The sequence below is a fragment of the Mesorhizobium sp. B264B1B genome (genome assembly GCF_020165765.1).
Taxonomy (GTDB): domain Bacteria; phylum Pseudomonadota; class Alphaproteobacteria; order Rhizobiales; family Rhizobiaceae; genus Mesorhizobium.
The window spans coordinates 105,989-130,852 of the sequence record NZ_JAIUIS010000014.1; the positions used below are offsets into that span (position 1 = coordinate 105,989).

Annotated in this window: 22 protein-coding genes and 1 pseudogene; 16 read left to right on the top strand and 7 right to left on the bottom strand. The window is 59.1% G+C overall.

The annotated features are described in order from the left end of the window. Nucleotides 1-200 precede the first annotated feature (200 nt). From virD4 to LB547_RS32735, 5 genes and pseudogenes are all read left to right on the top strand, one after another. Nucleotides 201-1,946, top strand: a complete 1,746-nt coding sequence (gene virD4, locus LB547_RS25185) for a type IV secretion system ATPase VirD4 (RefSeq protein ID WP_064993317.1) — start codon at nucleotides 201-203, stop codon at nucleotides 1,944-1,946. A 99-nt stretch (nucleotides 1,947-2,045) separates the two neighbouring features. Then, entirely contained in the window at nucleotides 2,046-5,228 is a 3,183-nt protein-coding gene (locus LB547_RS25190; protein ID WP_064993356.1) for a Ulp1 family isopeptidase, read from the top strand. Between the two features lie 258 nt (nucleotides 5,229-5,486). Next, nucleotides 5,487-6,200, top strand: a complete 714-nt coding sequence (locus LB547_RS25195; RefSeq protein WP_224655957.1) for an IS66 family transposase zinc-finger binding domain-containing protein — start codon at nucleotides 5,487-5,489, stop codon at nucleotides 6,198-6,200. Continuing rightward, nucleotides 6,091-6,873: an IS66 family transposase gene (locus tag LB547_RS25200; protein ID WP_224655956.1), complete on the top strand. Its 783-nt coding sequence runs from the start codon at nucleotides 6,091-6,093 to the stop codon at nucleotides 6,871-6,873. Before LB547_RS25195 ends, LB547_RS25200 begins: the two co-directional genes overlap by 110 nt. A gap of 117 nt (nucleotides 6,874-6,990) precedes the next feature. Further along, nucleotides 6,991-7,125, top strand: a pseudogene (locus LB547_RS32735) (hypothetical protein); the annotation flags it as partial. Between the two features lie 150 nt (nucleotides 7,126-7,275). On the opposite strand, the gene LB547_RS25210 reads toward LB547_RS32735, so the two are convergent. Further along, nucleotides 7,276-8,001 (bottom strand): response regulator, encoded by a 726-nt coding sequence (locus tag LB547_RS25210; RefSeq protein WP_013533346.1) that lies wholly within the window; start codon nucleotides 7,999-8,001, stop codon nucleotides 7,276-7,278. 1,222 nt (nucleotides 8,002-9,223) lie between these two features. Here LB547_RS25210 and LB547_RS25215 point away from each other — a divergent pair. The 11 genes from LB547_RS25215 (at nucleotide 9,224) to virB11 (ending at nucleotide 18,647) form a co-directional block, all read left to right on the top strand. Continuing rightward, entirely contained in the window at nucleotides 9,224-9,997 is a 774-nt protein-coding gene (locus LB547_RS25215; protein WP_064993315.1) for a type IV secretion system lytic transglycosylase VirB1, read from the top strand. A gap of 74 nt (nucleotides 9,998-10,071) precedes the next feature. After that, the gene (gene virB2 / locus LB547_RS25220; RefSeq protein WP_411908931.1) at nucleotides 10,072-10,377 is read left to right on the top strand and encodes a pilin major subunit VirB2; all 306 of its coding nucleotides are present in this window, start codon (nucleotides 10,072-10,074) and stop codon (nucleotides 10,375-10,377) included. Further along, on the top strand, nucleotides 10,377-10,703 hold the full coding sequence (locus LB547_RS25225) for a type IV secretion system protein VirB3 (RefSeq protein WP_013533342.1): 327 nt from the start codon (nucleotides 10,377-10,379) through the stop codon (nucleotides 10,701-10,703). Before virB2 ends, LB547_RS25225 begins: the two co-directional genes overlap by 1 nt. Further along, nucleotides 10,703-13,072 carry a VirB4 family type IV secretion/conjugal transfer ATPase gene (locus LB547_RS25230; protein ID WP_064993314.1) on the top strand — a complete coding sequence of 790 codons (2,370 nt, stop codon included), beginning with the start codon at nucleotides 10,703-10,705 and terminating at the stop codon, nucleotides 13,070-13,072. Before LB547_RS25225 ends, LB547_RS25230 begins: the two co-directional genes overlap by 1 nt. Before the next feature lie 13 nt (nucleotides 13,073-13,085). Next, on the top strand, nucleotides 13,086-13,769 hold the full coding sequence (locus LB547_RS25235) for a type IV secretion system protein VirB5 (RefSeq protein ID WP_064993313.1): 684 nt from the start codon (nucleotides 13,086-13,088) through the stop codon (nucleotides 13,767-13,769). Nucleotides 13,770-13,827: 58 nt separating this feature from the next. Next, nucleotides 13,828-14,715, top strand: coding sequence for a type IV secretion system protein (locus LB547_RS25240; protein ID WP_064993312.1), 888 nt, complete (start codon nucleotides 13,828-13,830; stop codon nucleotides 14,713-14,715). A gap of 22 nt (nucleotides 14,716-14,737) precedes the next feature. After that, nucleotides 14,738-14,896, top strand: coding sequence for a type IV secretion system lipoprotein VirB7 (locus tag LB547_RS25245; RefSeq protein ID WP_013533338.1), 159 nt, complete (start codon nucleotides 14,738-14,740; stop codon nucleotides 14,894-14,896). Then, nucleotides 14,893-15,606 (top strand): type IV secretion system protein VirB8, encoded by a 714-nt coding sequence (locus LB547_RS25250; protein ID WP_013533337.1) that lies wholly within the window; start codon nucleotides 14,893-14,895, stop codon nucleotides 15,604-15,606. Before LB547_RS25245 ends, LB547_RS25250 begins: the two co-directional genes overlap by 4 nt. Beyond that, nucleotides 15,603-16,484 carry a TrbG/VirB9 family P-type conjugative transfer protein gene (locus LB547_RS25255; RefSeq protein ID WP_064993311.1) on the top strand — a complete coding sequence of 294 codons (882 nt, stop codon included), beginning with the start codon at nucleotides 15,603-15,605 and terminating at the stop codon, nucleotides 16,482-16,484. The genes LB547_RS25250 and LB547_RS25255 overlap by 4 nt, the downstream gene beginning before the upstream one ends. Continuing rightward, the gene (virB10, locus tag LB547_RS25260) at nucleotides 16,481-17,623 is read left to right on the top strand and encodes a type IV secretion system protein VirB10 (RefSeq protein WP_064993310.1); all 1,143 of its coding nucleotides are present in this window, start codon (nucleotides 16,481-16,483) and stop codon (nucleotides 17,621-17,623) included. The genes LB547_RS25255 and virB10 overlap by 4 nt, the downstream gene beginning before the upstream one ends. Beyond that, nucleotides 17,607-18,647, top strand: coding sequence for a P-type DNA transfer ATPase VirB11 (gene virB11 / locus LB547_RS25265; RefSeq protein ID WP_013533334.1), 1,041 nt, complete (start codon nucleotides 17,607-17,609; stop codon nucleotides 18,645-18,647). The genes virB10 and virB11 overlap by 17 nt, the downstream gene beginning before the upstream one ends. A gap of 118 nt (nucleotides 18,648-18,765) precedes the next feature. Here the strand turns inward: virB11 and LB547_RS25270 are convergent, their stop codons facing one another. From LB547_RS25270 to LB547_RS25290, 6 genes are all read right to left on the bottom strand, one after another. Beyond that, nucleotides 18,766-21,201 carry an ATP-binding protein gene (locus LB547_RS25270; RefSeq protein ID WP_064993308.1) on the bottom strand — a complete coding sequence of 812 codons (2,436 nt, stop codon included), beginning with the start codon at nucleotides 21,199-21,201 and terminating at the stop codon, nucleotides 18,766-18,768. A gap of 167 nt (nucleotides 21,202-21,368) precedes the next feature. Further along, nucleotides 21,369-22,121, bottom strand: a complete 753-nt coding sequence (locus LB547_RS25275) for a carbonic anhydrase (protein WP_064993307.1) — start codon at nucleotides 22,119-22,121, stop codon at nucleotides 21,369-21,371. Between the two features lie 1,171 nt (nucleotides 22,122-23,292). Continuing rightward, entirely contained in the window at nucleotides 23,293-23,562 is a 270-nt protein-coding gene (locus tag LB547_RS32740) for a hypothetical protein (RefSeq protein WP_411908923.1), read from the bottom strand. A gap of 58 nt (nucleotides 23,563-23,620) precedes the next feature. Continuing rightward, entirely contained in the window at nucleotides 23,621-23,794 is a 174-nt protein-coding gene (locus tag LB547_RS32745; protein ID WP_411909458.1) for a porin, read from the bottom strand. Next, nucleotides 23,712-24,233 carry a nucleotidyl transferase AbiEii/AbiGii toxin family protein gene (locus LB547_RS32750; RefSeq protein ID WP_084015686.1) on the bottom strand — a complete coding sequence of 174 codons (522 nt, stop codon included), beginning with the start codon at nucleotides 24,231-24,233 and terminating at the stop codon, nucleotides 23,712-23,714. Before LB547_RS32750 ends, LB547_RS32745 begins: the two co-directional genes overlap by 83 nt. Continuing rightward, nucleotides 24,230-24,829: a type IV toxin-antitoxin system AbiEi family antitoxin domain-containing protein gene (locus LB547_RS25290; RefSeq protein ID WP_084015684.1), complete on the bottom strand. Its 600-nt coding sequence runs from the start codon at nucleotides 24,827-24,829 to the stop codon at nucleotides 24,230-24,232. The genes LB547_RS32750 and LB547_RS25290 overlap by 4 nt, the downstream gene beginning before the upstream one ends. Between the last annotated feature and the right edge of the window lie 35 nt (nucleotides 24,830-24,864).

Consider the following 24,864-nt stretch of genomic DNA (forward strand, 5'->3'; position numbering starts at 1 on the left):
ATTGCGTTCACGGCCTGGCTGTTTCCAAGTCGCTGGCCGTTGACGCACTAACTTGTGTAACTTTCAAAAAACCACGTCTGCCGGGTGGTGCGATGCAACCATTGCGCCACCCGCCTCGGCATCGATCTGTCGAGCGGCGACATCACGACGTCGGTTCGGTGTCTGAAGCCGCACCATGAGCTGCGGCAGGCAATGGAACAATGCCTTCAACCAAAACGACGACCCCCAACATAGCCGTTAGCATCGCCTGCTCGCTCGCCGTGGGGTTCTGTGCGGCAAGTCTGTACGCAACCTTCCTCCACGGCGGTGGCGGCGAGGCCTTGATGGCGTTTGATGTCCGTGCCTTTTGGTTTGAGACGCCCTTCTATCTGGGTTTCGCAACCCCCGTCTTCTATCGGGGCGCGGCTATCGTGCTCTCGACATCCGCGGTCGTCTTGCTGATTCAGCAGGTCGTATTGCGCCGCAAGCTCGAACACCACGGGACGGCTCGTTGGGCTCGAGTGGATGAAATGCGACGCACCGGATATCTGCGACGATACCGTGGCGTGAAAGGACCGGTATTTGGGAAGACGAGTGGCCCTTTCTGGCCTGGTTACTACCTGACCAATGGCGAGCAGCCTCACAGCCTCATCGTTGCACCGACCCGCGCTGGCAAGGGCGTCGGCGTAGTCATTCCAACGCTACTTACATTCAAAGGCTCAGTGATAGCTCTGGACGTCAAGGGGGAGCTCTTCGAGCTCACCTCGAGGGCGCGCAAAGCCGCAGGCGATGACGTGTTCAAATTCGCGCCGCTGGATTCGGAGCGGCGCACGAACTGCTACAATCCACTGTTGGACCTTATTGCGCTGCCTCCACAGCTCCAATTCACCGAAGCCCGCCGCTTGGCCGCAAACCTGATTACGGCCAAGGGGGAAGGCGCGGAAGGTTTCGTCAGCGGCGCGCGAGATATCTTTGTCGCGGGGATCCTTGCCTGCATCGAGCGGGGCACGCCGACAATCGGCGCCGTCTATGATCTCTTCGCCCAGCCGGGGGAAAAGTTTAAGCTCTTCGCGCAACTCGCCATGGAGACGCGAAACAAAGAGGCTCAACGCATCTTCGACGACATGGCCGGGAACGACACAAAAATCCTGACCTCCTACACTTCCGTGCTCGGCGATGGCGGGCTCAATCTCTGGGCGGATCCCGCTGTTAAGGCGGCCACAAGTCGCTCGGACTTTTCGGTCTATGATCTTCGCCGTCGCCGAACGTGCATCTATCTTTGTGTTGGTCCAAACGACCTTGAGGTGATCGCGCCTCTGATACGCTTGTTTTTTCAGCAAATCGTTTCAATTCTACAGCGGTCGCTGCCCCGCCCGGAGGAAAAGCACGAGGTTCTCTTCCTGCTCGATGAGTTCAAGCACTTGGGTAAGCTGGAGGCGATCGAGACCGCAATTACGACTATCGCGGGCTACAAGGGGCGTTTCATGCTCATCATCCAAAGCCTTTCGGCACTGACAGGGGCTTATGGAGAGGCTGGCAAGCAGAATTTTCTCAGCAATACCGGCCTGCAAGTGTTCATGGCAACGGCCGATGATGAGACCCCGAACTACATTTCCAAAGCCATCGGTGAATACACGTTTGAAGCCAAATCGATTTCCTACAGCCAGGCGCGAAGATTCGACTGGAACATTCAGAATTCGCATCAAGGTGCACCGCTGTTGCGTCCCGAACAGGTTCGGCTGCTCGACGACGACTACGAGATCGTTCTCATCAAAGGTCTGCCACCATTGCAATTGAGGAAGGTGCGATATTTTTCGGACCGCATTCTGAAACGCATCTTTGAAGGCCAGACAGGCGCCCTCCCGGAGCCGGCACCGTTGACGGAAGCAGAGGAGGAACTCTCCACAGACTTTCGACTCGATGAGCCGCCGCGTGGATTGGCGCAGGAATTTAACGATACCGTTTGATGTGAGGCTAGTGTGGACCCGCGAAAAAATCCATCCCGTGCAACAGCTTTGCCGCAGGACGCCGGCTTGGAAGGGCGGCAAGCGGGCGAGGCCCGGCGAGTGAGCGTGGCGCAGCAAGTGGCCGAGGCGTTCCGGCCGATGTTCGATGATCGAGCCGACGAGGCGCACAATGAAGGGGCCGTTCTGCGAGTGGAACAGGGGCTCCGCGACGTGCTTCACCAAGAGCAGGATGATCAAGCCGCTCAGCCAATCGTAACAGCCAGCCAACAGCAGATCCGACCCTTGTCGGATGCGCTTGACCAGGGCAACCACCGGCCACAGTTGGTCATCGTCAATGGTGAACATTTCACAGCGCTGTGGCCAGCGGAGAGGCTGGCGGCCCTGAATGCGCGGCAAGCCGTCGCCCTTCACCAGCAGCCGAGCCAAATCGGCCATTCGGGCGGCCGCGTGCCGATGCAGCCCCTCATGCAGCGGTTGGCTGAATTGCCATTGGCAGGGCTACCCGTTCAAGGCGCAAGGGCCGAACACATCAGAAGGATGCATGTGCAGGCCGCGCCCTCCGCAAAATTTGAAGCGCCCTCCGCTGCGATCGGGAGCTCCATAACCGTCTCGTTCGCCCTCCCCAAAGGCGTCTCCCATGGAACTCAACGCGTCCCACAGGCGATGCTCTCTTCCTCGGACCGCGATGGCCGCTTGCCTGATGCGGGTCCGGCCCGGCAAGTGGGCATTGAGCAGCACGTGGCCGCGCCGCGCCGCTCCAATCCGGCTCCTGTCGCGCCTCGAGTACGTCGTGACCCCAGCTATCGCCATGTGTCCGACGAACACTGGAACGTTATTGATAAGGCGATCGCCCAGGCTGCGGCTTCTCAGCAAGGCTATAGCAAGAGTAGGCTTCAAGCTCACGCTTATTCGCTTCGCCGATTAGCGAATCATTTCGGCGAGCGCGGCCAAGCGAATGATCTAACAAATCACCAATCCCTGGTCGACCACCTCGATACTTTCTTTCCGGACTACCCTGATATGAAGACGGCGTTGAACGTCCTGCGTGCGTATCATGAGCCGGACTATTCAGTTGCTGACCGGCCGGTGCCCGCAAAGGCGGACGCGCACCTCCTGGAAAAAGCGGCCGGTGACAGCGGGTTGGCTTCAAGCACCCGTGTTATCTATAGTCGTAGTCTTCGCAAATTTTCTGCGGCGCTTAACAAACAGGGTCAGACGATCACTGGGCTGGATCACAATGAGCGGGCGAAAATCGCCGAGAGCTTGTACCCAAACGATCGCTATCTCAGCCACGCGCTAGAGCGGATTCGCAAAGCGGACTCATACGCGCTTGCCAAGGCGAACCTATCGCTGTTCGATGATCGAGCCGACGTGGTGCCAACCAATACAGAGGCGCTTGTGCGAATCGAGCAGGGGTTGCACGGCGCGCTCCAGGAAGGGCAGAATGATCAAGCCGCCTCGTCTTTTTTCAACAACCCAAGCACGCCCGCTGGACGGGATAACCTCAACACAAGCATGTCGGACGCTTTCGCAAACTCTGGATGGGCCGGAGTTCAGGCCGCCGCTCCGCCAGTCCTAGCTGCCAGCCAACAGCAGATACAGCCCTTGCCGGATGCGCTTGATCAGGGCGCCCACCGGCCACCCCGGTGGGTCGCCACCAACAATGAACATTCCACAGCGCTGTGGCCAGCGGAGAGGCTGACGGCCCTGAATACGCCGCAAGTCGTCGCCTTTCAGCAGCAGCCGAGCCAAATCGGCAATTCAGGCGGCCGCGTGCCAATGCAGCCCCCCATGCAGCAGTTCGGTGAATTGCCCTTGGCTGGGATACCCGTTCCAGGCACAGGGGCCGAGCCCATCAGAAGGACGCAGCGGGCCGCGCCCTCCGCAAGGTCTGAGGCGCCCCCCGCGGCGATCGAGGACTTTATAGACCTTTCGTCCGCAGTCCCCGACGGCTTCTCCCATGGGACTCAACGCCTCCCAGAGGCGATGCTCCCTTTGCTGAATCACCATGGCCTCTTGCCGGATGCCGACAAGCCGGAATGGAACTTCGATATCAAAGGTCACGGCTACACCGCCCTGACGCCGGAGGGCGGCAACGCCGTTTGGCTCGTCCATCGCGGTGCGATGAGGGAAGCTGCAGCGGCAGCAGTACCGGCAAGGGCTCCAGAACCCGCCTTGCCAGCGACGCAGTCGGACACCTATCGCGGTGTTCCGTTGGTCGATCTGACCACCTCCTCCGAGGCACACATCGCAGCCCTTCCGTCAGGCTCGTTCAACCTCCCCGAAGGGGCGGTGCTCGGCCCCGACCTGCTGGGTGACGCCCATATCAGCAGGGATTACCAGTTGCTGGCGCAGAGCCTGCAGATGCACCACCCAGCACTCGCCGCCCGAACGCGGCTTGTGGATTCCTTGGTCTCCCAGCAACTGCGCCGTCACGACCGGGACCCGGACCCCATAGTGCTGTCCATCTATCATCAAAACGACGTCGCAGCCGACTTCGTGTTCCTGCCTGTGAACAGTGGCGATCCCATGGCTGCGGCGGGGAATGATGGACGCAACGAGCATTGGTCGCTGCTGCTCGTAGATCGCAGCGACCGGGATAAAGCGGTTGCCTATCACTACGACTCCATCCGTCGTCGCGATGGACTGCCATACAATGACGCGCCTGCACGAGAGCTCGCAGCCAGACTGGACGTGACCACCGTGGTGACACCCGCCATGGCCCTGCAGAACAACGGTGTTGATTGCGGCGTGTTCGTGGTGGACGGCACGCGCTCCCTGGTTGAGAGATTGGCGAACCAGGACTTGCCAGACCCGCAGCGGCCGCTGCACCTCGAGGCCCTCGTCCCCGATCGGCAGGCGCTGCAAAACCGACTGTGGCAGGGGCGCTTGCCCCACGAGGTTGCAAGCCCCGCGGAAGTGTTTGGAGCAGCCGGGTCGCAGGTGCGACACGCGGTGTTGCAAGCGCAGCAAGCCCGACAAGTCGCGCCAGCCTCGTTTGAACGGCACGTGAGCAGGACTCGCCACGTCCAGGCCGAGCTGACGAGTGCACTTGAAAGGAGCAACCGCGTGAACAGCGGGGGAGTCATCATAAACAATGAACACTACACAGCGCTGTTGACACCGGCGAAGAGGCAGAGGACTGAAAATCCGCAAATCCTCAGCACGGAGCGGCAAGCGCGTGCAGCAAACACGTCGTCCATCAGGCAAGACCCCGATCAAGCCCGAGCGGACCTCATGACTTCCTACAGAAGCAGAGAGCGCTCCGACGCGGGGCGTTGAGCTCGATGGCCGCGATGAAGCAGAACAGCTCTTTTGGCGACCACGTCCCAACAGCTGGCTGCGCAGGCCGGCTCGAGGTTCTGGACGGTCGGACGGGACGGCGGGTGCGCTCGGAGGCCGACAGAGCCCGGATTGCCGCCGAGAGCCTGATGCCGGAGGTGCAGGTGGCGGCGGTCGCCCGCAAGCATGGCGCGACCCACCGATTGGCGGCGTCGCCTTCGTCAGGGACAACTGGCACTGCCAGAAAGCATGGCGCCGATGTTCGCGCCGCTGATGGTGGATGAATCGTCGGCGCCTCAGCGGACGATGAGGCCACCGAAATCGGCGCAAGCGACCCTGGCCGAGCGCCAGGCTGCCTTGGCTAAATCCGAAGAGGCGCGGCGTCGCCTGGAGACCATCGTCGGTCAGCTCAATCACGAGAAGTTCGGCGCCAGGTCCGAGAAGCTGCATCCCGATCAATACCACCTGCCGCTCGAAGACGTGGAGATCGCGCAGGGCGTGCTCGACGCCGCGCAGGAAAGGGCGCAGCGGGTCATCCAGGGTCGTTCGGACGGCGCGTCCGGTTCACGCCCGCGCAACCGTGGTCACTTGCCGGCTCATCTGCCGCGAGTGGAACGGATCATCGAGCCCAGAGCACGCTGTGCCCCTGCGGCTGCGGCGAGATGGCTAAGGATCGGCGAGGATGTCAGCGAGCGGCTCGACGCGATCCCGGCGCAGTTGCGCGTGCTGGTCAGGCGCCGCCCGAAATACGCTTGCCGGCGCTGCTCGAGCGCGGTCGTGCAGGCGCATGCGCCCGAGCATATCGTGTCCGGCGGCCTGCCGACCGAGGCGCTAATCGCCCAGGTCATCGTCGCCAAGTTCGGTGGTCATTTGCCGTTCTACCGGCAGGCCGAAATCTACGCCCGCCAGGGGCATCCAACTGGATCGCGCCACACTGGGCAATTGGGCAGGCCGGGCCTGCTTCCATCTTAAGCCGAAGCCCAGGCATCTGTCTGACGCGGATCGCCTGTTCATTGACGCCTATGAGGGCTATGACCGGCTGAGATGCCTGGAACGGCCGCAACGACCGTGGCTGCTCGTCCATTGCTGGAGCCGCCTGCGCCGACGGTTTGTGAAGCTGGCGCGTAACACCAAGTCCCCGATCGCCGAAGCGGCGATACGCCAGATCGCGGCGCTCTACGCCATCGAGCCACCAGTGCGCGGCATCGCCTCAAGTCCGGCTTGCCGCTCGACAGGATTATTCCGCGCCGATCATCGCCGCCCTGAAACATGGTTCGAAAAGCAACTGTCGATGATCTCCTCCGGCTCCAGGTTGGCGGAAGACACCCGCTATGGGCTCGCTCACTGGGAGGGGCTCACCCGCTTCCTCGACGACGGCCGGCTCCAGCCCGACACCAACCCAGTCGAAAACGCCATCCGTCCAGTATGCGCGACCAGAAAAAATGCTCTGTTTGCTGGCCATGAAGTTGCGGCCGAAAACTGGGCACAGCTCTCATCCGTCGTGGCCACCTGCAGGCTCAACGACGTCAATCCCGTTGCCTACCTCGCCGAAACTCTCGACGCCATCATCAACGGCCATCCGCAGAGCCAGATCGAGGAACTCATGCCCTGGCGATTCCGGAAAACGTCAAGCCCAAATCCATAGGCGATCGGCGAGGCGCTTACGCTCGACAGGCGATACACACTTCTCAAATTGGGTCTCTCGCGCTTCGTTGGGAGGGTCGCATCGCGATCGACAGCAACACCGTCGAGCGCTCAATCCGTGCGATCGGGCTCAAACGACAAGAACGCGCGCTTCGCTGGCTCGAACTGCGGTGCCGAAATAAGGGGCGGTGATTGCATCGCTGAGACCCGCAAGCTCAATGGTGTCCAGCCACTCGGCTATCTCGCCGCCGTCCTCACCAGCATCGTCAACAGCCATCCCAACAGCCAGATCGACGACCTACGCCTTTGGCCTGTACCCCGGCGCCGAGCTAAAGGCCGTGGCCTGAGAACACCGCTTTGGCTTGATCAGCCTCCTTGTCAGCAATCGCCAGAATCGCCCCTGTCACGCGGCCAAGGTGCCTCCGTAGCTAACGTCCACGTCAGCGTTGAAGAAGTACCCCGCACCACGACTCGTCTTGACCAGGCGAGGATTGGCCGCATCAGCCTCGAGCTTCCGGCGCAAGCGCAAGATCAGGACATCGATACTTCGATCGTAGACCTCTTCACCACGCACACGGCTCGCGAGCAAAAGCCGTTCTCTGGATAGTACGCTGCGGGGGTTCTCCAGGAACGCGATCAGGAGATTGAACTCACATGCGGTAAGCTTGACCTCGCCACGCTCTGCACAGATCAGCCGCCGCTGTTTGACGCTGAGCTTCCAAGCTCCAAACCGGAATGAGCGATGATCTTTCGTTCGCGGACTGGAAATGCGCTGGCGTAGCGCTACGCGAATGCGGGCCAGGAACTCGCGCAGGCCGAAAGGCTTGGGAATGAAATCGGTTGCGCCGAGCTCCAGTGCAACGACTTTTTCGGCCTCATCGAGCCGGTCGCCGCTGATCACTATGATAGGCAAATCCGATTTTGTCGCCAGCTTGCGGACGATCGCAAGCCCATCCTCACGGCCCAGGTTGAGGTCAACGACCACAAGGTCGACCGGCTCATGAGATAGGACGTGGTTGAACTGCTTGCTATCGTTGACTGCAGTCACCTTCAAGGCATGCATCATGAGATACTCGGCGATGAGGCGTCGCATTGCGGCATCATCGTCAATGACAAGAACATGTTTCAACGGCTCACCTTCAATCTTGAATCCCCTTGATTCCAAAGCTGTTGCCCGGCAACCTTCTGGATCGACCCACCACAGCTGCCCCCGCTGCCACGCGCCGTTGCGTGCGGCCAATGTGAGGCCGTTGCTCGTCATGGTCTTTCATCCACAGCCAAATGACCGCATCAAGTCAGTCCGTGACCAGGAGACCAGGTCCAGTCGCCGGCATGACCCTGCCGTGGGATCCTTCAGCTCAAGCTCGAGCTCACCTGCAGGCCCGGCAACAGCACTCGACTTCGACGGCACGGACGCCCAGTTTCCTGACGTGTCCTTGAGTCGCCGCGGTTCTGGCGACGGCGGAGCTGCATCAACTCGAAATCCTGCCGCTCGTGCGTCCGGGCTCCGAAGCGGTGGCGGAGCGCGGCGTTTGATTGATCGCAGAGGCGGTGGCGCAAGAGCGGCCGTGTCGCTGCTGTAGCCTTGGGCCATGGTATGTCTCCTTCCAAGCGAGTTCTTCCGGGGGGAGGGGCCCGGCGTTCCAAACCCTGGTCCGCGCGACCGGCAGGTCGGTTGCGGTTACGGTTCCGAGCTAGCATTTATCAGTTGAACGCGACACCTCCCTTTGAGCTGGTCACTATTCTCGGCAGCGGCCTCGGACGCCGCCAAATGGGGTGCGGCTCGCCGAACAGCTGAATCAGGCTCGCACCAAGATGGGCTGCGCTGCTGCGTTTCCGCGCCCCGCGGACAGCCCCATCCAGCCAGCGCAGACGAGCTCGCGCGATGGACCTGCCCGTGCGGGGCCGCGCATGGCTGTCTCTTAAAGAGCTGGCAGCATACCGCAACGTGGGCACCGGCGCCTTCTTCGGTCCTCTCGCTGGACCGACCCACGGCATCCGCAGCCTGGACTAGCCTCCATTTTCTCCTTGATTCGACCTTGGCAGAAGATTCCATCACCATCCTGCCGCCGAAGCCGCGGATTACAGTCCAAAAGCAACAGGCGACCGGGACGGGCAATCCCGCACAGGACTCGTCGTACCAAGATCCTTTGCATGTCGCTGCTGGCTAATCGGATCCGCCAACCCGTGCTTGCGCAAGATGCTCACCCACACTGCCACGATCAAGGTCTTTGTTTCAGTTGAAGCCGAAAAGCTGAACTTGAACATCACACAGTAACAAACCGCCCCGATAAGCGTGTTCCGGACAGGGCCAGAACCCGTCGGGCGGCTTGGAAAGGTAGGTGATAGGAATGTTTATTGCAGTTTGGCCGCTGGCCATCGTTCTGTTGACATCCATGTCACTCCCAGCCGAGCCCGCGCCACTTTCGCCCCGTGAGTTCCACCGCCTGTCGCGCAAATGCGCTCCCTGGGTCGCGCCGTCCACCCTTGCCGCGATTGCCAAGATTGAAAGTGGCTTTGAAACGCTGGTGGCTCATGACAACACCACAGGTGAGCAGCTTCGCTGGATAGACCACCTGCAAGCCACGCGGGGCATCAAGGACCGACTCGAAGCACAACATTCCGTCGATGTTGGATTGATGCAAATAAACAGCAACAACTTTCCCACGCTCAATCTCACGCCGGAAAAGGCATTCGAGCCCTGCGCCTCGCTTTCGGCCGCCGCCCACTTGCTTGAAAGCCGGTATGCCGGCGGCACGACTGCCCCAGCGCAGCAACTGGCGCTTCGCCGTGCCATCTCGGCCTATAACACGGGTGACGTCACGCGTGGCTTTGCCAACGGTTATGTACGCAAGGTCGAGTTGGCCGCAAAGGACATGTCAGAGACAACGCAGGAGCCGACCGCCCAAGATGCGCCACACCTTGAGGCACCGGGTCGGAAAGCAGTGCCGCCTCTGCTCCAGCTGAACCAAAAGGCCAACCAAAAGCAGCCCCGCCAAAATTCCTGGGCCATCTGGGGCTCCTATCAGACAAACCGCTCCGGGGCCGATCCCTCCGGTCCGACAGACAGCCGGGCTGCCGATGAGCGGGAACCCTCGAACCCGAACAAACTCGTATTCGATTGAAACATGGAGATACAATGATCAAGCCACTCAAAATACTTCGTGCGCTTAAAACGCGTGTTCCTTCGCCTTTTTCCATGCTGCGAATGGCGGCTGAATACGCGCCGGCCGCTGCTGCGGGCGTGGCGTGGACGGTCTTCTCCAGCGGGCCGGCCGCGGCACAGGTGACCGGAGGGACGGATCCCGCCAAGATGGTCCAGAATATCTGCACCTTCATACTTGGTCCCTTCGGACAATCACTGGCCGTGCTCGGACTCGTGGCCATCGGGATCTCCTGGATGTTCGGTCGTGCTTCACTTGGCCTGGTTGCGGGTGTCGTTGGAGGAATCGTCATCATGTTTGGCGCCAGCTTCCTGGGCAAGGCGCTGATAGGCGCCGGCTGATGAGCGACCGGCTGGAAGTGAGCACCCTCTATGTGGCGGCGACACGCCCCGCACTGTTTTTGGGGGTGCCGCTGACGCTGGCCGGAGCGCTCATGATGTTGGCGGGACTCGTCATCATCATCCTTAAGAACCCGCTCTATGAAGTCGTGCTCGTGCCACTCTGGTTCGGAGCACGGCTGATTGTTGAGCGTGACTATAACGCCGCAAGCGTGGCGTTTCTCTATTTGCAGACCGCCGGCAGAAGCGTGGATGGGTCGGTCTGGGGCGGGGCGAGCGTCAGCGCGAATCCGATCAGAGTGCCGAAGCGCGGAAGAGGAATGGTGTGATGTTTGGCGCCAGTGGCAGGACCGAGAGATCTGGCGAGATCTATCTTCCGTATGTCGGTCATCTGAGCGACCAGGTTGTCCTTCTGGAAGACGGATCGATTATGGCCATGGCACATCTGAACGGGCTGCCATTTGATTTGGAAGACGCTGAGATGCGCAACTCGCGCTGCCGCGCGTTCAACACTCTCTTGCGCAACATCGCCGACGACAATGTCACGCTGTACGCCCATCTTGTGCGAAACAACGATGTGCCGGAGCCGGCATCGCGCCAGTTTCAAAGTGCATTCGCTGGCAGTCTGAGCGAGGCGTATGAGAGCCGTGTCCTGTCGGGCAAGCTCTTTCGCAACGACCATTTCCTCACTGTCGTCGTGTTCCCCCGCACCGCAATCGGCAAGATCGGCTGGCGTAGCGCAAAATCGTCCAGACGCAATGACAACGATCTGGCCACACAAATGCGAAGCCTGGAAGACCTCTGGCAGATCATTGCTGGCTCACTGGGCGGTTACGGTCTGCGCCGGTTGGGTGTTCGTGAGAAAGGCGACGTGCTCTTCACGGAAATCGGTGAGGCGCTTCGGTTGATAATGACGTGCCGGTTTCTTCCGGTTCCGATGGTTAGCGGCTCACTCGGCGCCTCGATCTACACTGACCAGGTCATCTGCGGGAAGCGGGCGCTTGAGATTCGACGGCCCGGGGGCAGCTCGGTGGGGTCATTGTTTTCGTTCCGTGAATATCCGGCGACGACGCGGCCCGGCATGCTAAATCCCTTGCTGTCGGCCAACTTCCCGCTTGTGCTCAGCCAGAGCTTTTCCTTCCTCACTCGGCCCCAAGCTCATGCGAAGCTTAGCCTTAAGTCCAGCCAGATGACGAGCGCCGGCGACAAGGCTCTCACCCAGATCAATGAACTTGCCGAAGCAGAGGACGCACTGGCAAGCAACGAGTTCGTCATGGGTTCGCATCATCTGAGCCTGTGCGTCTATGCCGAGAGCCTCAACAGCCTTGCAGATCGCGCAGCAAATGCCCGCGGAAGGCTGGCCGATGCGGGCGCCGTCATCGTCCAAGAGGGTATCGGTATGGAGGCCGCGTACTGGTCCCAACTTCCGGGGAACAACAGGTGGCGCACACGCCCCGGGGCCATCACCTCGCACAATTTTGCCGGGCTTGTGTCATTTGAGAACTTCCCAAACGGTTCCGCATCCGGCCACTGGGGCAAAGCTGTTGCGCGCTTCCGCACGAACGGTGGAACTTCTTTCGACTACATCCCCCATGAGAATGACGTGGGCATGACGGCGATATTCGGGCCAGTCGGCAAAGGCAAGACGACGCTGATGACCTTTATCCTCGCGATGCTTGAGCAAAGCGTGGTCGATCGCGATGGTGCCATCGTCTTTTTCGATAAGGACCGGGGTGGTGAACTGCTGGTGCGGGCCACGGGGGGGACATATCTAGCCTTGCGCAGAGGCGCTCCGAGCGGCTTGGCCCCTCTGCGTGGACTGGACAACACCTCCGCCTCGTTGGACTTTCTGCGCGAATGGTTGATGGCCCTTATCGAGAGTGACGGCCGCGGTCCGATCTCGCCGGAGGAAAGCCGTCGACTAGAACGTGGCATTGTTCGTCAACTTTCGTTCGAACCCGTGATGCGCTCAATTGCGGGCCTGCGCGAATTCCTGCTGCACGGCCCCTCCGAGGGCGCAGGAGCACGGCTGCAGCGGTGGTGTAGAGGGAATGCGCTTGGATGGGCCTTTGACGGCGATGTCGACGAAGTAAGGCTTGATGCCTCCATCACCGGCTTCGACATGACGCAGCTCCTGGAATATGAGGAGGTCTGTGCGCCGGCCGCCGCATATCTTCTGCACCGCGTGGGCGCCGTTGTCGATGGCCGTCGGTTCGTCATGAGCTGCGACGAATTTCGCTTCTATCTGCTCAACCCGCAGTTCTCGGCTGTTATCGACAAGTTCTTGCTCACCGTCCGCAAGAACAACGGGATGTTGATACTTGCAACGCAGCAGCCCGAACACGTGCTGGAATCGCCGCTGGGAGCCAGTCTCGTTGCGCAATGCATGACGAAGATTTTCTACCCGTCACCGACGGCGGACCGGGCTGCGTATGTCGATGGTTTGAAGTGCACCACGCAGGAGTTCGAGGCGATCCGCCACGGAATGGCAATTGGCAGCCGCAAGTTTTTGCTCAAGCGCGACAGCGGGAGTGTTGTTTGCGAATTCGACCTTGGCCAGATGCGCGAGTACGTAGCCGTACTCTCGGGGCGGGCCAACACCGTGCGCTTTGCCGACCAGCTTCGTGACCAGCACGGAGATGCCCCAAGCGGGTGGCTCGACGAGTTCATGGCTCGTTACCACGAAGTTCAAGACTGAAGGAGGAATATTCATGAGATTTGCCAAGCTTGCAGTGACGACGCTTGCTGTTTCCTTTCTGCTTAGCACACAGGCCAGGTCGCAATTTATCGTCAGCGACCCGGCATTGACAGTACAAGCGGGACTAACAGCGGGTTCCACTGCGGCGATGCTTATAAAATCGGCTCAGACGCTCGCTACCACGATCGAAATGGTAGAGATACTGAAGTCGTCATTTGCTGTCACGGGACTGCTGGGCGCACTGAACCAGGGAAACCACTACCCATCGAGCAATAAGCTGGACGGGCAGATGTTTGATGCTCGGGCGCCGGTTTCGACCATGGCGCGTACCATTGTGCAAGACCCAACCCGGAGAGTCACCGGCACCGATTCAGAAGCGAAACTGTTAGAGGAGCAAATCACTGGTGCCGCCAATGCGGCAGCTCTTGCAGCCGACACTCTGGACGTAATGGACAAGCGCCTTAAGGCTAACGACAACACGCCTGGTCAGCTTTCGCGCTCGCGAAATATTGTGCAGGCCACCGTGACCAACGGTCTGGTCCTCAAGCAGATTCACGATGCGGTCATCCAAAATGTCGAGGCCACGAGTCTGCTGACGATGACCACTGCACAAGGCAGCCTTCACGCCGTGGAGGAGGCCGCCACGCAGCGTCGCGAGCGCCAGGACACCGCCAAGATGTTTGGCACACTGCCGTGAACCACGCAAAGTTCGTCCGGCTCAACTGGGCTGATCAGGGACAAATCAGGCTCAGGCCATGAATTTCAAGATTGCCGCGCCATTCACGGCCATACACACGATCTTTGATCTGGCCTTTACCTCAGGGCTGCACAACGTGCTTGAAAAGATCCAAGAGGCGGTCAGCGCACCTCTGGTCGCGTGTGTAACGCTTTGGATAATAATACAAGGCTGTCTGGTCATGCGCGGTCAAGTCGATGCGCGCGGGAGTATCTCGCGCGTAATCATGGTGTCGATTGTCGTTGCCCTGATCTTGGACCAGTCCAACTACCAGCAGTACATTGAAACGTTCTTCGACGACACGATTCCAAGGTTTGCTCACCATATAAGTAGCAGCGACTTGCCATTCGTCGATATTCCTCGGAAGCTAGACTTTATGTTTGCTGCAAGTCAGTATGCTTTTCAGATGATTGCTTCCGAAATTGGGACAATGAATGGCCAGGACATACTTGCCTTCCAGGGAGCGCAATGGATTTTCTACGGCTCGCTGTGGACGGCGTTCGAGATCTACGATGCCGTTGGAATTCTGACGAAGCTGCTCTTGGCGATCGGACCCCTGGTCCTTGTCGGCTACCTTTTTGATCGCACGCGAGACATGGCCACCAGATGGATCGGCCAACTGCTCTCGTACGGGCTGCTGCTTCTCCTTCTCAACATCGTTGCGACGATAGTTATTGCGGCCGAAGCAGTCTCGCTGACAGCAATGCTTATCATAATCAAAATGTCGGGCACGACAGCAGCCAAGATCATCGGGCTTTACGAGCTCGACATGCTCTTCCTCGCTGGCGACGCTCTGATCATCGCGCTTCCGACGATCGCCAGCAGCATCGCCGGCGGCTCTTTGGCAGGCGAGAACCGACCTCTTAGCAACCTCAACCGCTACTTTGCCAAAACGGCGGGTGGTTAATCAATCAACCGGTGCCAAAAACATGAAACGCTATCTACTGTTGCTAATCCTCGCTTTGGCGGCCTGCAAGACAACCGATCGGCTTGCGACCTGCACGGGTACGCCATTCCAACTGAACGCGGGACAATGGGAAACCACTCCTGAGGATCTTCAGGTCGAGTGCGCGGAAGAGCCCAAGTGAAATTTCCTGAACATGCCCTTCTGGTGGAGAGAGAAACGCTAGCCGCTCACTACAAGAAGGTGGAAGCGTTTCAAACTTCACGAGCGAAGTCTGCGCGGCGCTTGTCAAAGGCGCTTATAGCCTTTGCCGCAGCGGCGGTCCTGGGAAATGTCGCCCAGGCATTTACCATCGCTGCCATGGTCCCGTTGGCCAAGCTCGTACCTGTGTTCCTCTGGGTGCGGCCGGACGGTACCGTTGACAGCGAAGTGTCAATCTCTCGACTGCCGGCAACCCAAGACCGAGCCGTCATAAACGCTTCGCTGTGGGAATATGTACGCCTGCGCGAGGGCTACACGGCAGATACAGCCCAATACGCCTATGACCTCGTCTCCAGTTTCAGCGCACCTTCTGTGCAACAGCAATATCAAGATTTCTTCAACTATCCCAACCCCACCTCGCCGCAGGTCACGGTTGGGAAGCGCGGCAAGCTCGAGGTCGGGCATATTTCATCAAATGACATCAGTCCCGACGTTCAGCAGATCCGATACAAACGTACGCTTGTTATCGATGGGCAGACGCCGATAGTGACCTCCTGGACTGCTACCATCCGCTACGAGCGCTTGACGGGTCTGCCTGGGCAATCGAGGCTCACCAATCCGGGAGGTCTACTCGTCACATCCTACCAAGCCTCGCAAGACACCGTATCGAACCTGGGCTTCGTGCAGCCATGACAAAAAGAGCATTTCTGGCGCTGGCCTGTTCACTCTTCCTAACGATGGAAGCGTGCGCCGAAGACACGCCACTTGCCGGCAAGCATGATGCGCGGATGCGCTACCTGGCTTACCGCCCCGACGAAGTGGTGCGCCTATCGACCGCAGTTGGGGCAACGCTGGTTGTCACATTCGCGGCAAACGAGACCGTCGCAGCCGTGGCTGTTTCCAATAGCAAAGACCTGGCTGCGCTCCCGCGCGCCAATTATCTCTTTTTCAAGGCTAGCCGGATGCTGTCGCCGCAGCCGGTCGTCGTGCTGGCCGAGAGCGAGTCCGGTACACGCAGATACGTCTTCAGTATTTCAACGAAAGCGATGCCCAAACTCGATGAGGAGCAACCAGACCTATACTACAGTGTGCAGTTCACCTATCCTGCTGATGAGGCTGCTGCTCAGAGAAAGGAAGCGGAAAGGCGCTCGATTCTTGGCCAGGCCCGGGCGAGAGTGCTGCAAGACGAGAGAGTTCGGGATTTGTTGAATCGGCCCGCCGCAGCTGCCAGTCCGGACGAAAGCAATTTTCACTACGTCGCAAAGGGCGATCGGTCGCTGGCGCCGCTGGAAGTCTTCGATAATGGCTTTACGACCGTATTTGGATTCGCAAGCAATTCCCGCATACCCTCCCTCTACGTTATCAATCCCGACGGCAAGGAAGCCGCTGCCAATTACACGGTCAAAGGCGACTATGTTGAAGTATCCGCCGTCGCCCGGGAATGGCGTCTGAGAGATGGCAACACGGTCTTGTCCATTTTCAACAGAGCTTATGACCCTGTGGGACGAGCGCCAGCGACCGGTACAGTGACACCCGACGTGTGGCGCGTTTTGAAAGGCTCGGGACGATGAATGAAACCGGCCCACAGGCGGGACATGATGTCCATGCATCCGGATCGATGGTCTCGGAGCCGGCCCGCCGGCATGTTTCGGGATCGCAGAAGTTGGCCGTCGCTGCTCTTGTTCTCATCTCGTCTCTATCGCTCATCTGGCTCGGAGGTCGTTCCAGCACACAAGACGAACCATCTCAGCCAAAGCCGCCAATTGTCGCCAACGTCGAGCCATTCCGTCCCGTGCCAATCGAGGTTGCTCCAGAACCTCCAGCACCCGCAGAGGCGGCCAAGGCGGCAGAGCCTGCGCCATCCACGCCGCCCCCACCAGCGGCAGATGATCCGCCGCCGGAGGAATCACCAATTTTCGCCTACAGCGGCAGCGGTCAAATGCCCAATGCCGATCAGCGGAGCGAAGACAAGCAAAATGATGCTCCGGGGACAGCGGATGAGATTTCAAACGGTGGCGATCTGTCAGGCCGATTGAAGCCAGATATACAGGAGCCGAGCCGGGCCACACTTTTGCCGCACCCTGATCTCGTGATTACTCAAGGAACGATCATTCCCTGCATTTTGCAAACTGCGGTCGACACAAATTTACCCGGCTATGTGAAGTGCGTCTTACCTAAAGCCGTCCGAGGCGCCACCAACAACGTCGTGCTCTTGGATCGCGGGACAACCGTGATTGGCGAGATCCAGCGCGGTCTCCAGCAGGGGGATGCGCGTGTATTCGTGCTGTGGACGCGCATCGAAACACCTGACCATGCCCTCGTTTCGATAGCATCGCCGGGCGCTGACGAGCTCGGCCGCTCCGGAATGCCTGGCACGGTGGACAATCACTTCCGGGAACGCTTTGGCGGAGCGATTCTCATGAGCGTCATCCAAGGCGCGTTTCAGGCGGCTGGTCAATATGCGGCCAGCTCTGGCGGAGGAAGCGGCACCAACAGCTTCCAGAGCAATGGTGGACAAGCCGTCGAGACGACATTGAGAGCGACGATCAACCTTCCCCCAACCCTGAAGAAAAACCAAGGAGACGCCGTATCCATCTTTGTGGCTCGGGACCTCGACTTCTCGGATGTATACGATCTTAGAGCGACTGCCGCAGCGCCATCCCCCCAACATCGCGAACGCCGGAGAAACAACAATGCAATCGGAGGCTGATCCTCAATTGCGTTTGCTTCTCGATCCCGTTCTGAAATGGCTTGAGGAGCCAAGAACCGAAGAGGTCGCTATCAACCGGCCTGGGGAAGCCTTTGTCCGACAGGCCGGCGTTTTCACGAAACATCCACTGCCGCTGTCTTATGACGATCTGGAGGACATCGCGATCCTCGCCGGAGCGCTGCGCAAGCAAGATGTCGGACCGCAAAGCCCCCTCTGTGCGACTGAGTTGCCGAACGGAGAGCGGCTGCAGATCTGTTTGCCCCCCGCAGTACCCTCAGGAACAATAAGCCTGACGATACGGCGTCCCTCAAGTCGTGTGACCGAACTCAAGGAAGTTTCTTCTCGCTACGAATATTCGCGTTGGAATCAATGGCGGTCACGAAAAGAGCGCCAAGAGCGGCAGGACGAAACGATTCTTCAGCACTACGACCATGGTGACTTGGAGCAATTTTTGCGAGCCTGCGTCTGCGGGCGGCTCACAATGCTGCTTTGCGGACCGACTGGAAGCGGCAAAACGACAATGAGCAAGACTTTGATCAACGCTATACCCCCGCATGAGAGGTTGATCAGCATCGAGGACACGCTCGAACTTGCAATCCCGCACGAGAACCATGTCCGCTTACTCTATCCAAAGGACCGAGCAGGCGCAGGTGCGGTGACGGCCGAGCAACTGTTGCAAGCCAGTTTGCGCATGCGGCCTGATCGAATATTGCTTGGCGAGATGCGCGATGACGCCGCTTGGGCCTACCTTAGTGAAGTCGTCTCCGGCCATGCGGGATCGATATCAACGATTCATGGGGCTGATCCGGTACAAGGTTTCAAAAAGCTCTTTTCACTCGTCAAGAGCAGCGCGCAAGGAGCCGCTGTCGAAGACCGCACGCTTCTTGACATGCTGTCGGCTGCCATTGACGTCATCATACCGTTCCGTACCCAAGGCGACGTGTATGAGGTAGGAGAGGTATGGCTCGCCGCCGATGCCCGGCGGCGGGGAGAGACAGTAGCCGACCTTCTCAACAAGCACTAAGGCTGGAACAACGTCTCGGGATCGGTAAGCCGGTGTCGACGCGTTATTCTGTTCTGCTTCGATATCTTTTTGACGGGCCTTCTCGCAGTGGTTGGATAGGCTGAGCGATTCGGCGGTATCATGCCATCATCATTGTACGAACCGCATGCGCCATTGTCCGGGATGAGACCGGCTTCGCTAGCCAAAGGACGAGGGCCTGATTAGCGGATATGACCGGCATGGAGTCGGTTTGGCCGACGACTATGACAGGCACCGTCATGAGGGTGGGGCATACGGATTCGGCCTGTCCTCGCTCCAGGAAAGGCGTTCTACCTAAAATCACCAGGTCTGCTGCCTTCCCGCTTTCGGTCCACTCGCAAAGACCTTCAAGGTTCGCGAAGCCGACCGGCTCATAACCCAGCGCGGCGATCTGGTCCCTGTAGATCTCCAACTCTGCTGGATCGGGCTCCACGACTGCAACGATTTCTCCGTTGCCAAGTGGTCCGTCGTACCGACCGAAAGCGATGTCAGCGGTGACTGGCTCCTCGTCGGAGGCCGGTAGGTAGATATCAAACCGCGTCCCTCGGCCAACAGCCGAGGTGACATCAAGGCATCCTGCGAGCGCGCTCACGTGCCTGTCAACCGCAGCAAGACCCAGCCCGGTCCCGCCGACGACAGAGCGCGTGGTAAAAAAGGGCTCAAAGACATGCGGAAGTATCGAACTTGCGATTCCCGGGCCATCGTCGCTGATGGAGAGGAGAACGTAATCTCCAGGTCTCAAGGTGCCCTGAGCCAGCGGCTTGGTTTGGCGCACCTGAGCGCGAGAAACGCTGACCTCGACACGGCCCTCGTTCAAGACAGCCTCCGACGCGTTCTTGCATAGATTCATGAGGATCTGCTGTATCTCGGTTGGGCTGCCCTCGACCACCGTTTGCCACTCGTTGATCTTGAAGTTCAACTGAACATCCGACCGAACTGTGACCCGCAGCAATGGCGCAAGATCCATGACAATTTCGGAGACGTTGAATGGCACTGCCACGCGCTGTCGGTTTCGGCTTAGTGACAGGATCTGGTCGACGATCAGCTTGGCTCGGTGTCCAGCTAAAATGATCTGGTCGATGTGATTACGGATTCTGGAGGGGCGACGCACAAGGCTTTGGGCAATCTCTGAATAGCCGATTATTGCCCCTAAAATGTTGTTGAACTCATGTGTAACGCCGCTTGCGATCGTGCCCACGGTCCTCAGCCTTTCCACATGCTCCCATCGACTCACCAGAAGGTCGCGTTCCGTATTTATACGTTGCAGTTCAAGATGGTTGCTCAAACGCACAATGGCGCTGGCAAGAACCCGCAGGTCGTCTGCCGAGGGGAGTGAGCGATCTCCTTCAAAAACAAGGATGCAAACCACAACCTGCTGATCGGAAGCCCTGCAGGCAACAATTTGACAAACACCGGAAAGCCCTAAGGCGGTCCGAACGACGCGAAACACTGGCCGTCCGGCGCGGACAAGTGAAACGACTTCATCAATAAGCGGCACGTTCCAGACGGGTGTGTACGTGTTCGCCACAAAGCACTCGGTATGCCTGCTGAGACTCGGATCCACTAGGGCGAGCGCGCATTGATCCGCATCGAAAACGCGTTGAACGACTCTGAGCGCTTCTTCGGTGGAAAAGCGCGCCGAGGCGTCCTTTGCTTTACTTTCGTTGAGGCGAGTTTCGATCTCACTCATTGCCTCTTCAAGCTCCAACCGCCTTTTCAGCCGGTTCGTCCGCAGAGGCTGCCTGGAGGGCGGAATCATCGCAAACAAGCAGAGGCATATGGACACCAAACCGAGGAAAAGTCGCATGCGCTGCGCGTGCGCGCTGGCCAAGCTGTAGCCCTCCAGATGCTCTCGCTCCAGTTCGGCGGCCTTGGAGAACGTGTCCGGAGATGCGATCTGATCGGCAGCTTCGTCCAACCTCCATGAAGAAGATAAGGCAGCTCCAGCCTTGCTCAGAACGAGCCTCGGTTCAGCCGAAAGCACGATCAGCATCGAAAGTTCAACCATGCCCGACGGTGCTCCCCCAAGGCGGCCAATCGAGCGAGCTAGCTGTGCAAGACAGCTTTGCATGAGCTGATTTTGTTCGACCAAGACTGAGACGGCAGCCTTTTTGCTTTCGATCGAATCTATGAGCTGCGCGAGCAATCTGGATTGCTCTGATCTCTCATCGGACGAAATCTCGAAAGAACGTTGCAAGTTTACACGAGTCTTTTGCAACGCTTGCCCGATAGAAGCAACCGAACGGTAGTCCAATGTCATATCCATCCCAGCGCGGGCGACGTCGCGCCGGAGCAATGCGTCATTGATCTGAATCGTTCGCAGCTGGCTTAGGATCGCGTGATCGATCTGCGGGGGCTGGCCCTGCGTCCCGACCAAGAGCGCAATCGAGGTGGCTAGGGCGATCATAATTGCTTTGTCGGAACTGAGCCAAGGAAACGGCGTTTGATCCGCGATGGACCCCTTGCGAAGGTCCGACATGAATTCCAGTTCATGGGCTCGGTATGCGGCCGGATGCTGCTGGAACAGGAAAGCCACGCCTACCTCTCCCCCTTATGAGAATGGCTTAACACCGTTACCGAACTTGGTCCTGGTGCGCTTCCAGCGCGAAATGAGCTCCCAAAGCGCCTACGCGACGCGGAGCACATCCTTACGATTCTGAAAGCAGATCAACATGACGCGCAGGCGGTTTTTACGCCGGGGCGTCAGCTTAGGCCCAGGATGAAGCGCCGATTGGGCGCGCGGATAGGGCGCGCGTTTTCGGGATATAGCGAGGTAAATCGCTCTATGTCTGCTGGGTCGACATCAACCGGTTCCGTCGCCACCATCCAGTCGACGTTTTCCGTGCATGGCGGCGTCGTCAAAGATCCTTCATATGTCCAGTAGCCAAGCGAAGCCGGCAGAAGCTCGTTCGGGTCGACTTCATCGACGGCTGCCTCTTCGCCTGACGTTGCAGGAAATGCGGCAGCAAGCCGGGCAAAGCTGGCATTTGTGGCGCCTGGCGTCAGAAACACGCTCAGAACACCCACAGTATCGCTGTTGCGGCCCTTATGGACAAAATGCGCTTCCATCGGGAAACTCTTACCTGCGACGTGGTGCTCGCTTGGTGCATGGAAATGGAACTGTAGCAGCTCATAGACACGATCCCCCCGAGTGAGCGTGCTGCCTTGCGGCAGGTTGATCTGAATGGTGTGGCCGTTGTTCACCATTCTGCCGCCGCCCCTGTGCCAACCTATGGCGATGTGCGGAATATCCGCTTTGACCGCGCCCCTGATATCGACCGGCGATTGCTGCATGCCCGCCGAGCAGACCAAATTCGTCTTGTCCAGATGCCCCCATTGTTCGGGGCCGACCGGCCCGGCATATCCCCATTCGGTGCTGGCCGCCCGCGCGGCTTCAGCGCAAATGGGACAAGCGCCGAGTGCAACGAAACCTTTGATCAGATTACGACGGTGCATGTTGCTGTGGCTCCTACTGAACACTTCAATTTGGCGTGGCATGGGAACTGCGGGCGCAGCTGTGATGTGGGCGACAGGGGCCGAACAGTTCGGCACGCCACCATCGCGGCCTCAGGGCGACCGACGGTCCCGCGCACGGCCGTGCTCGCCGGCCACATGCGGTTGTGACAGCTATTTTCCCCCGGTAGAGGATAGTCCCAGCTAGCCGGCTGTATCCATGCTCATTGTCTCCACGACCGCCGTTTGCCGTTCGGCTGCAGATCACATTGGCAACTCCACCGAAGATGGCGGCACCCGGGCCGCACTGGGTAAGCGATTCCACGCAACAACTCCGATGGCCCCACCAGGCCAACTGACGCTTCATATTCATCATCGGACAGCCGGAGAAATCGATTGCTTAGATAAAGAAGCATCCATGACGTGGATGCATACATTGCCATTGCCCAATTTGCGGTGCTGCTTGGGACGCCGGCTACGGATAGGAGGGTCGGCCATTTCCCGGCGACAACAACGCGGCTGAGAACTGGGCGAGGCGGCACGAAATTTGGCTAGACCTTATGCTGTCACGGCTTCCGGGACCAAAGGCTTGCGAGCCTGGGCAGTCGGCTGCGATTCAGATTGAGTTGCCCTGAAGACGGCCCAGCAGAACAAAATTCTCACTGATGTTGCGACGACGCCCGCCGAAACTCATCCTGAACCACTGAAGAAGGTTCAAGTGCCTGGACGAAGTGTCTAGGTGTTCTCAGCCCTTGCGTGCTCTCGATTCGGCAGCTTCATCGCCAGGTAGTAGCCCAACAGAGATGCAGATCGACCGGCGATGTCGCGGACCAGCTGTTGAGTTACCGAGCTTGGGAGTCTCGCTGAGCAGGTTCTGAAGCCCAGCAACGGAGTCCGGGCATGATCATGCGGGACGACATCTTGAAAGGCCAGACAGCGAGGCACCCGTCGGGCGCCGCCGTTCAAATTCATTCCGTTAGAACGAGCTTTGGAATCGCAGAACGCCGCCGAGCCTGTCCGCTTTGCCGACGTTAGCCGGGTTCGAGGCGACGGGAGTGAGCTTGGCGTAGTGGGCATAATCGACTTCGGCCCTGATTGTGAACCCTGGAATGGCCATATAGGCGAATTGCAGCCAGTCCGCAGTTGCTGAGCTGATCGCCTGAGACCTGGAGGTTCAACGACGTTTTCTCGTCGAAACCTGTAAGTGGCCCCTACCCACAAAGCCCAGTCGCCGCTCCATTCTTGTAGAAGCCGCGACCCTGAGCGGCGATCGCCCTGCTTGGGTCGTCGTTGGGATTGCCAAGGGAGCCGTAGCCGAACATACCGAATAACGACAATCATCTGTGACGTTGAGGTCGATGCGGACCTTGCCAGCCAAAGCGTTGTAGTTGCTGTCACGAGCGATGACGCCGGTGATCGCTCCGCCAGCCTGTGTCTGTCTCACGCCTAAGACGACGTGGGGAACATGGCCGTCAAGAGAACCGACCTCACCCGCCCCTTATTCAAGTGAAACCAGAGCTGAAAACCCATTGTCGGAATCCAGATAGTACTGAGCTACGTTGGTGTCGAAATCGCCAATACGCAACGAGTGCATTATTGAAGACGTTCCCGGAGTATCCGGCAAACGTGTCGAAGGCCGAGTCGTCCTTCCCGACACGCAGGCCACCAAGCTGGATCCAGGCGGAAGTCAACTTGGCGCCGCTGTTGAAGGCTGTTCGGCCAACCCTTCAGGTTCAGGCGAACGCCTTGGTATTTTCCTTCGCGCACGGGATCGACTGTCAGGGAGGCCGCATCGAAGACGATGCCTTCGTCGGGAGCTTCGACCTGGCAAATCCGGGTGAAGAGGTCGTGAATGGCGCCGGGGTCAGGGTCGCCTTGGCCGAGCAGGTCAAGATCGCCGGTTGGCCTGAAGACGTATTCGGGCCAGGTCACGAACAGCATTGCGCCCTTGAGTACATAGCGCTCGGACGCTTCGGTCATACTGAGGCGGAAAAGCAAGCGTTCGATCGCATACCGCGTCAGGATGCGCTGATAGTCGTCACCCTGTTGCCTAGAGTGCTGAAGAAGGCGGTCTCTTATTGAGGCGGCAGGATTCTTGAGAACCTTAGCCATCATTGTACGGCCTTGATATAGGGCTCGATCCGGGCGGTCACTCGATCAATGACCGCGTACTTCATCAGCTCACTCGCTATGGTCTTTCGTTGTTGCAGAGCGTCGCGGAGCGCCTCGACTGCGACGTCTTCGCCAACATGACGGCGATGCTTGAAGCAATCGGCAACCGTTTTTGCGACGCCATAGATCGCTACATCGACGCCTTCGACGCGGATGAACTCGACTCCGGATGCCAGGACTTCGCAGGTCGCCCGAACAATCTCCAGACGCAGGCCTGGAGTGTGCGGCGTCCTTGCCTTGTGTGGTATCGTCATCCACACCGCGTGCGGAAGCTGGGTCGTCAAACCGTGGTGACGAAGCGCGCTGATGAGGCTGACCACGCCGTTCGGCACAATACGTGCCGCTTCTGCCAGATCATGATCGGTGTCTTCGCCCATTCGCTCGGGATGCTGGTATAGACCGCGCCTGAGACGTACGATATCACCGGCCTCGGTAAGGCGCCTGAGATAGACCAGCGGGATGCCGGCCGCCGTAAAGTCGCGCGCACGCACGATGCCGCGATCTCGAACGAGATTCAGGGCGGTCTCACGGTGGGTCATACGATTTCGAGGCATTTGTTATCTATTGTCGGCAA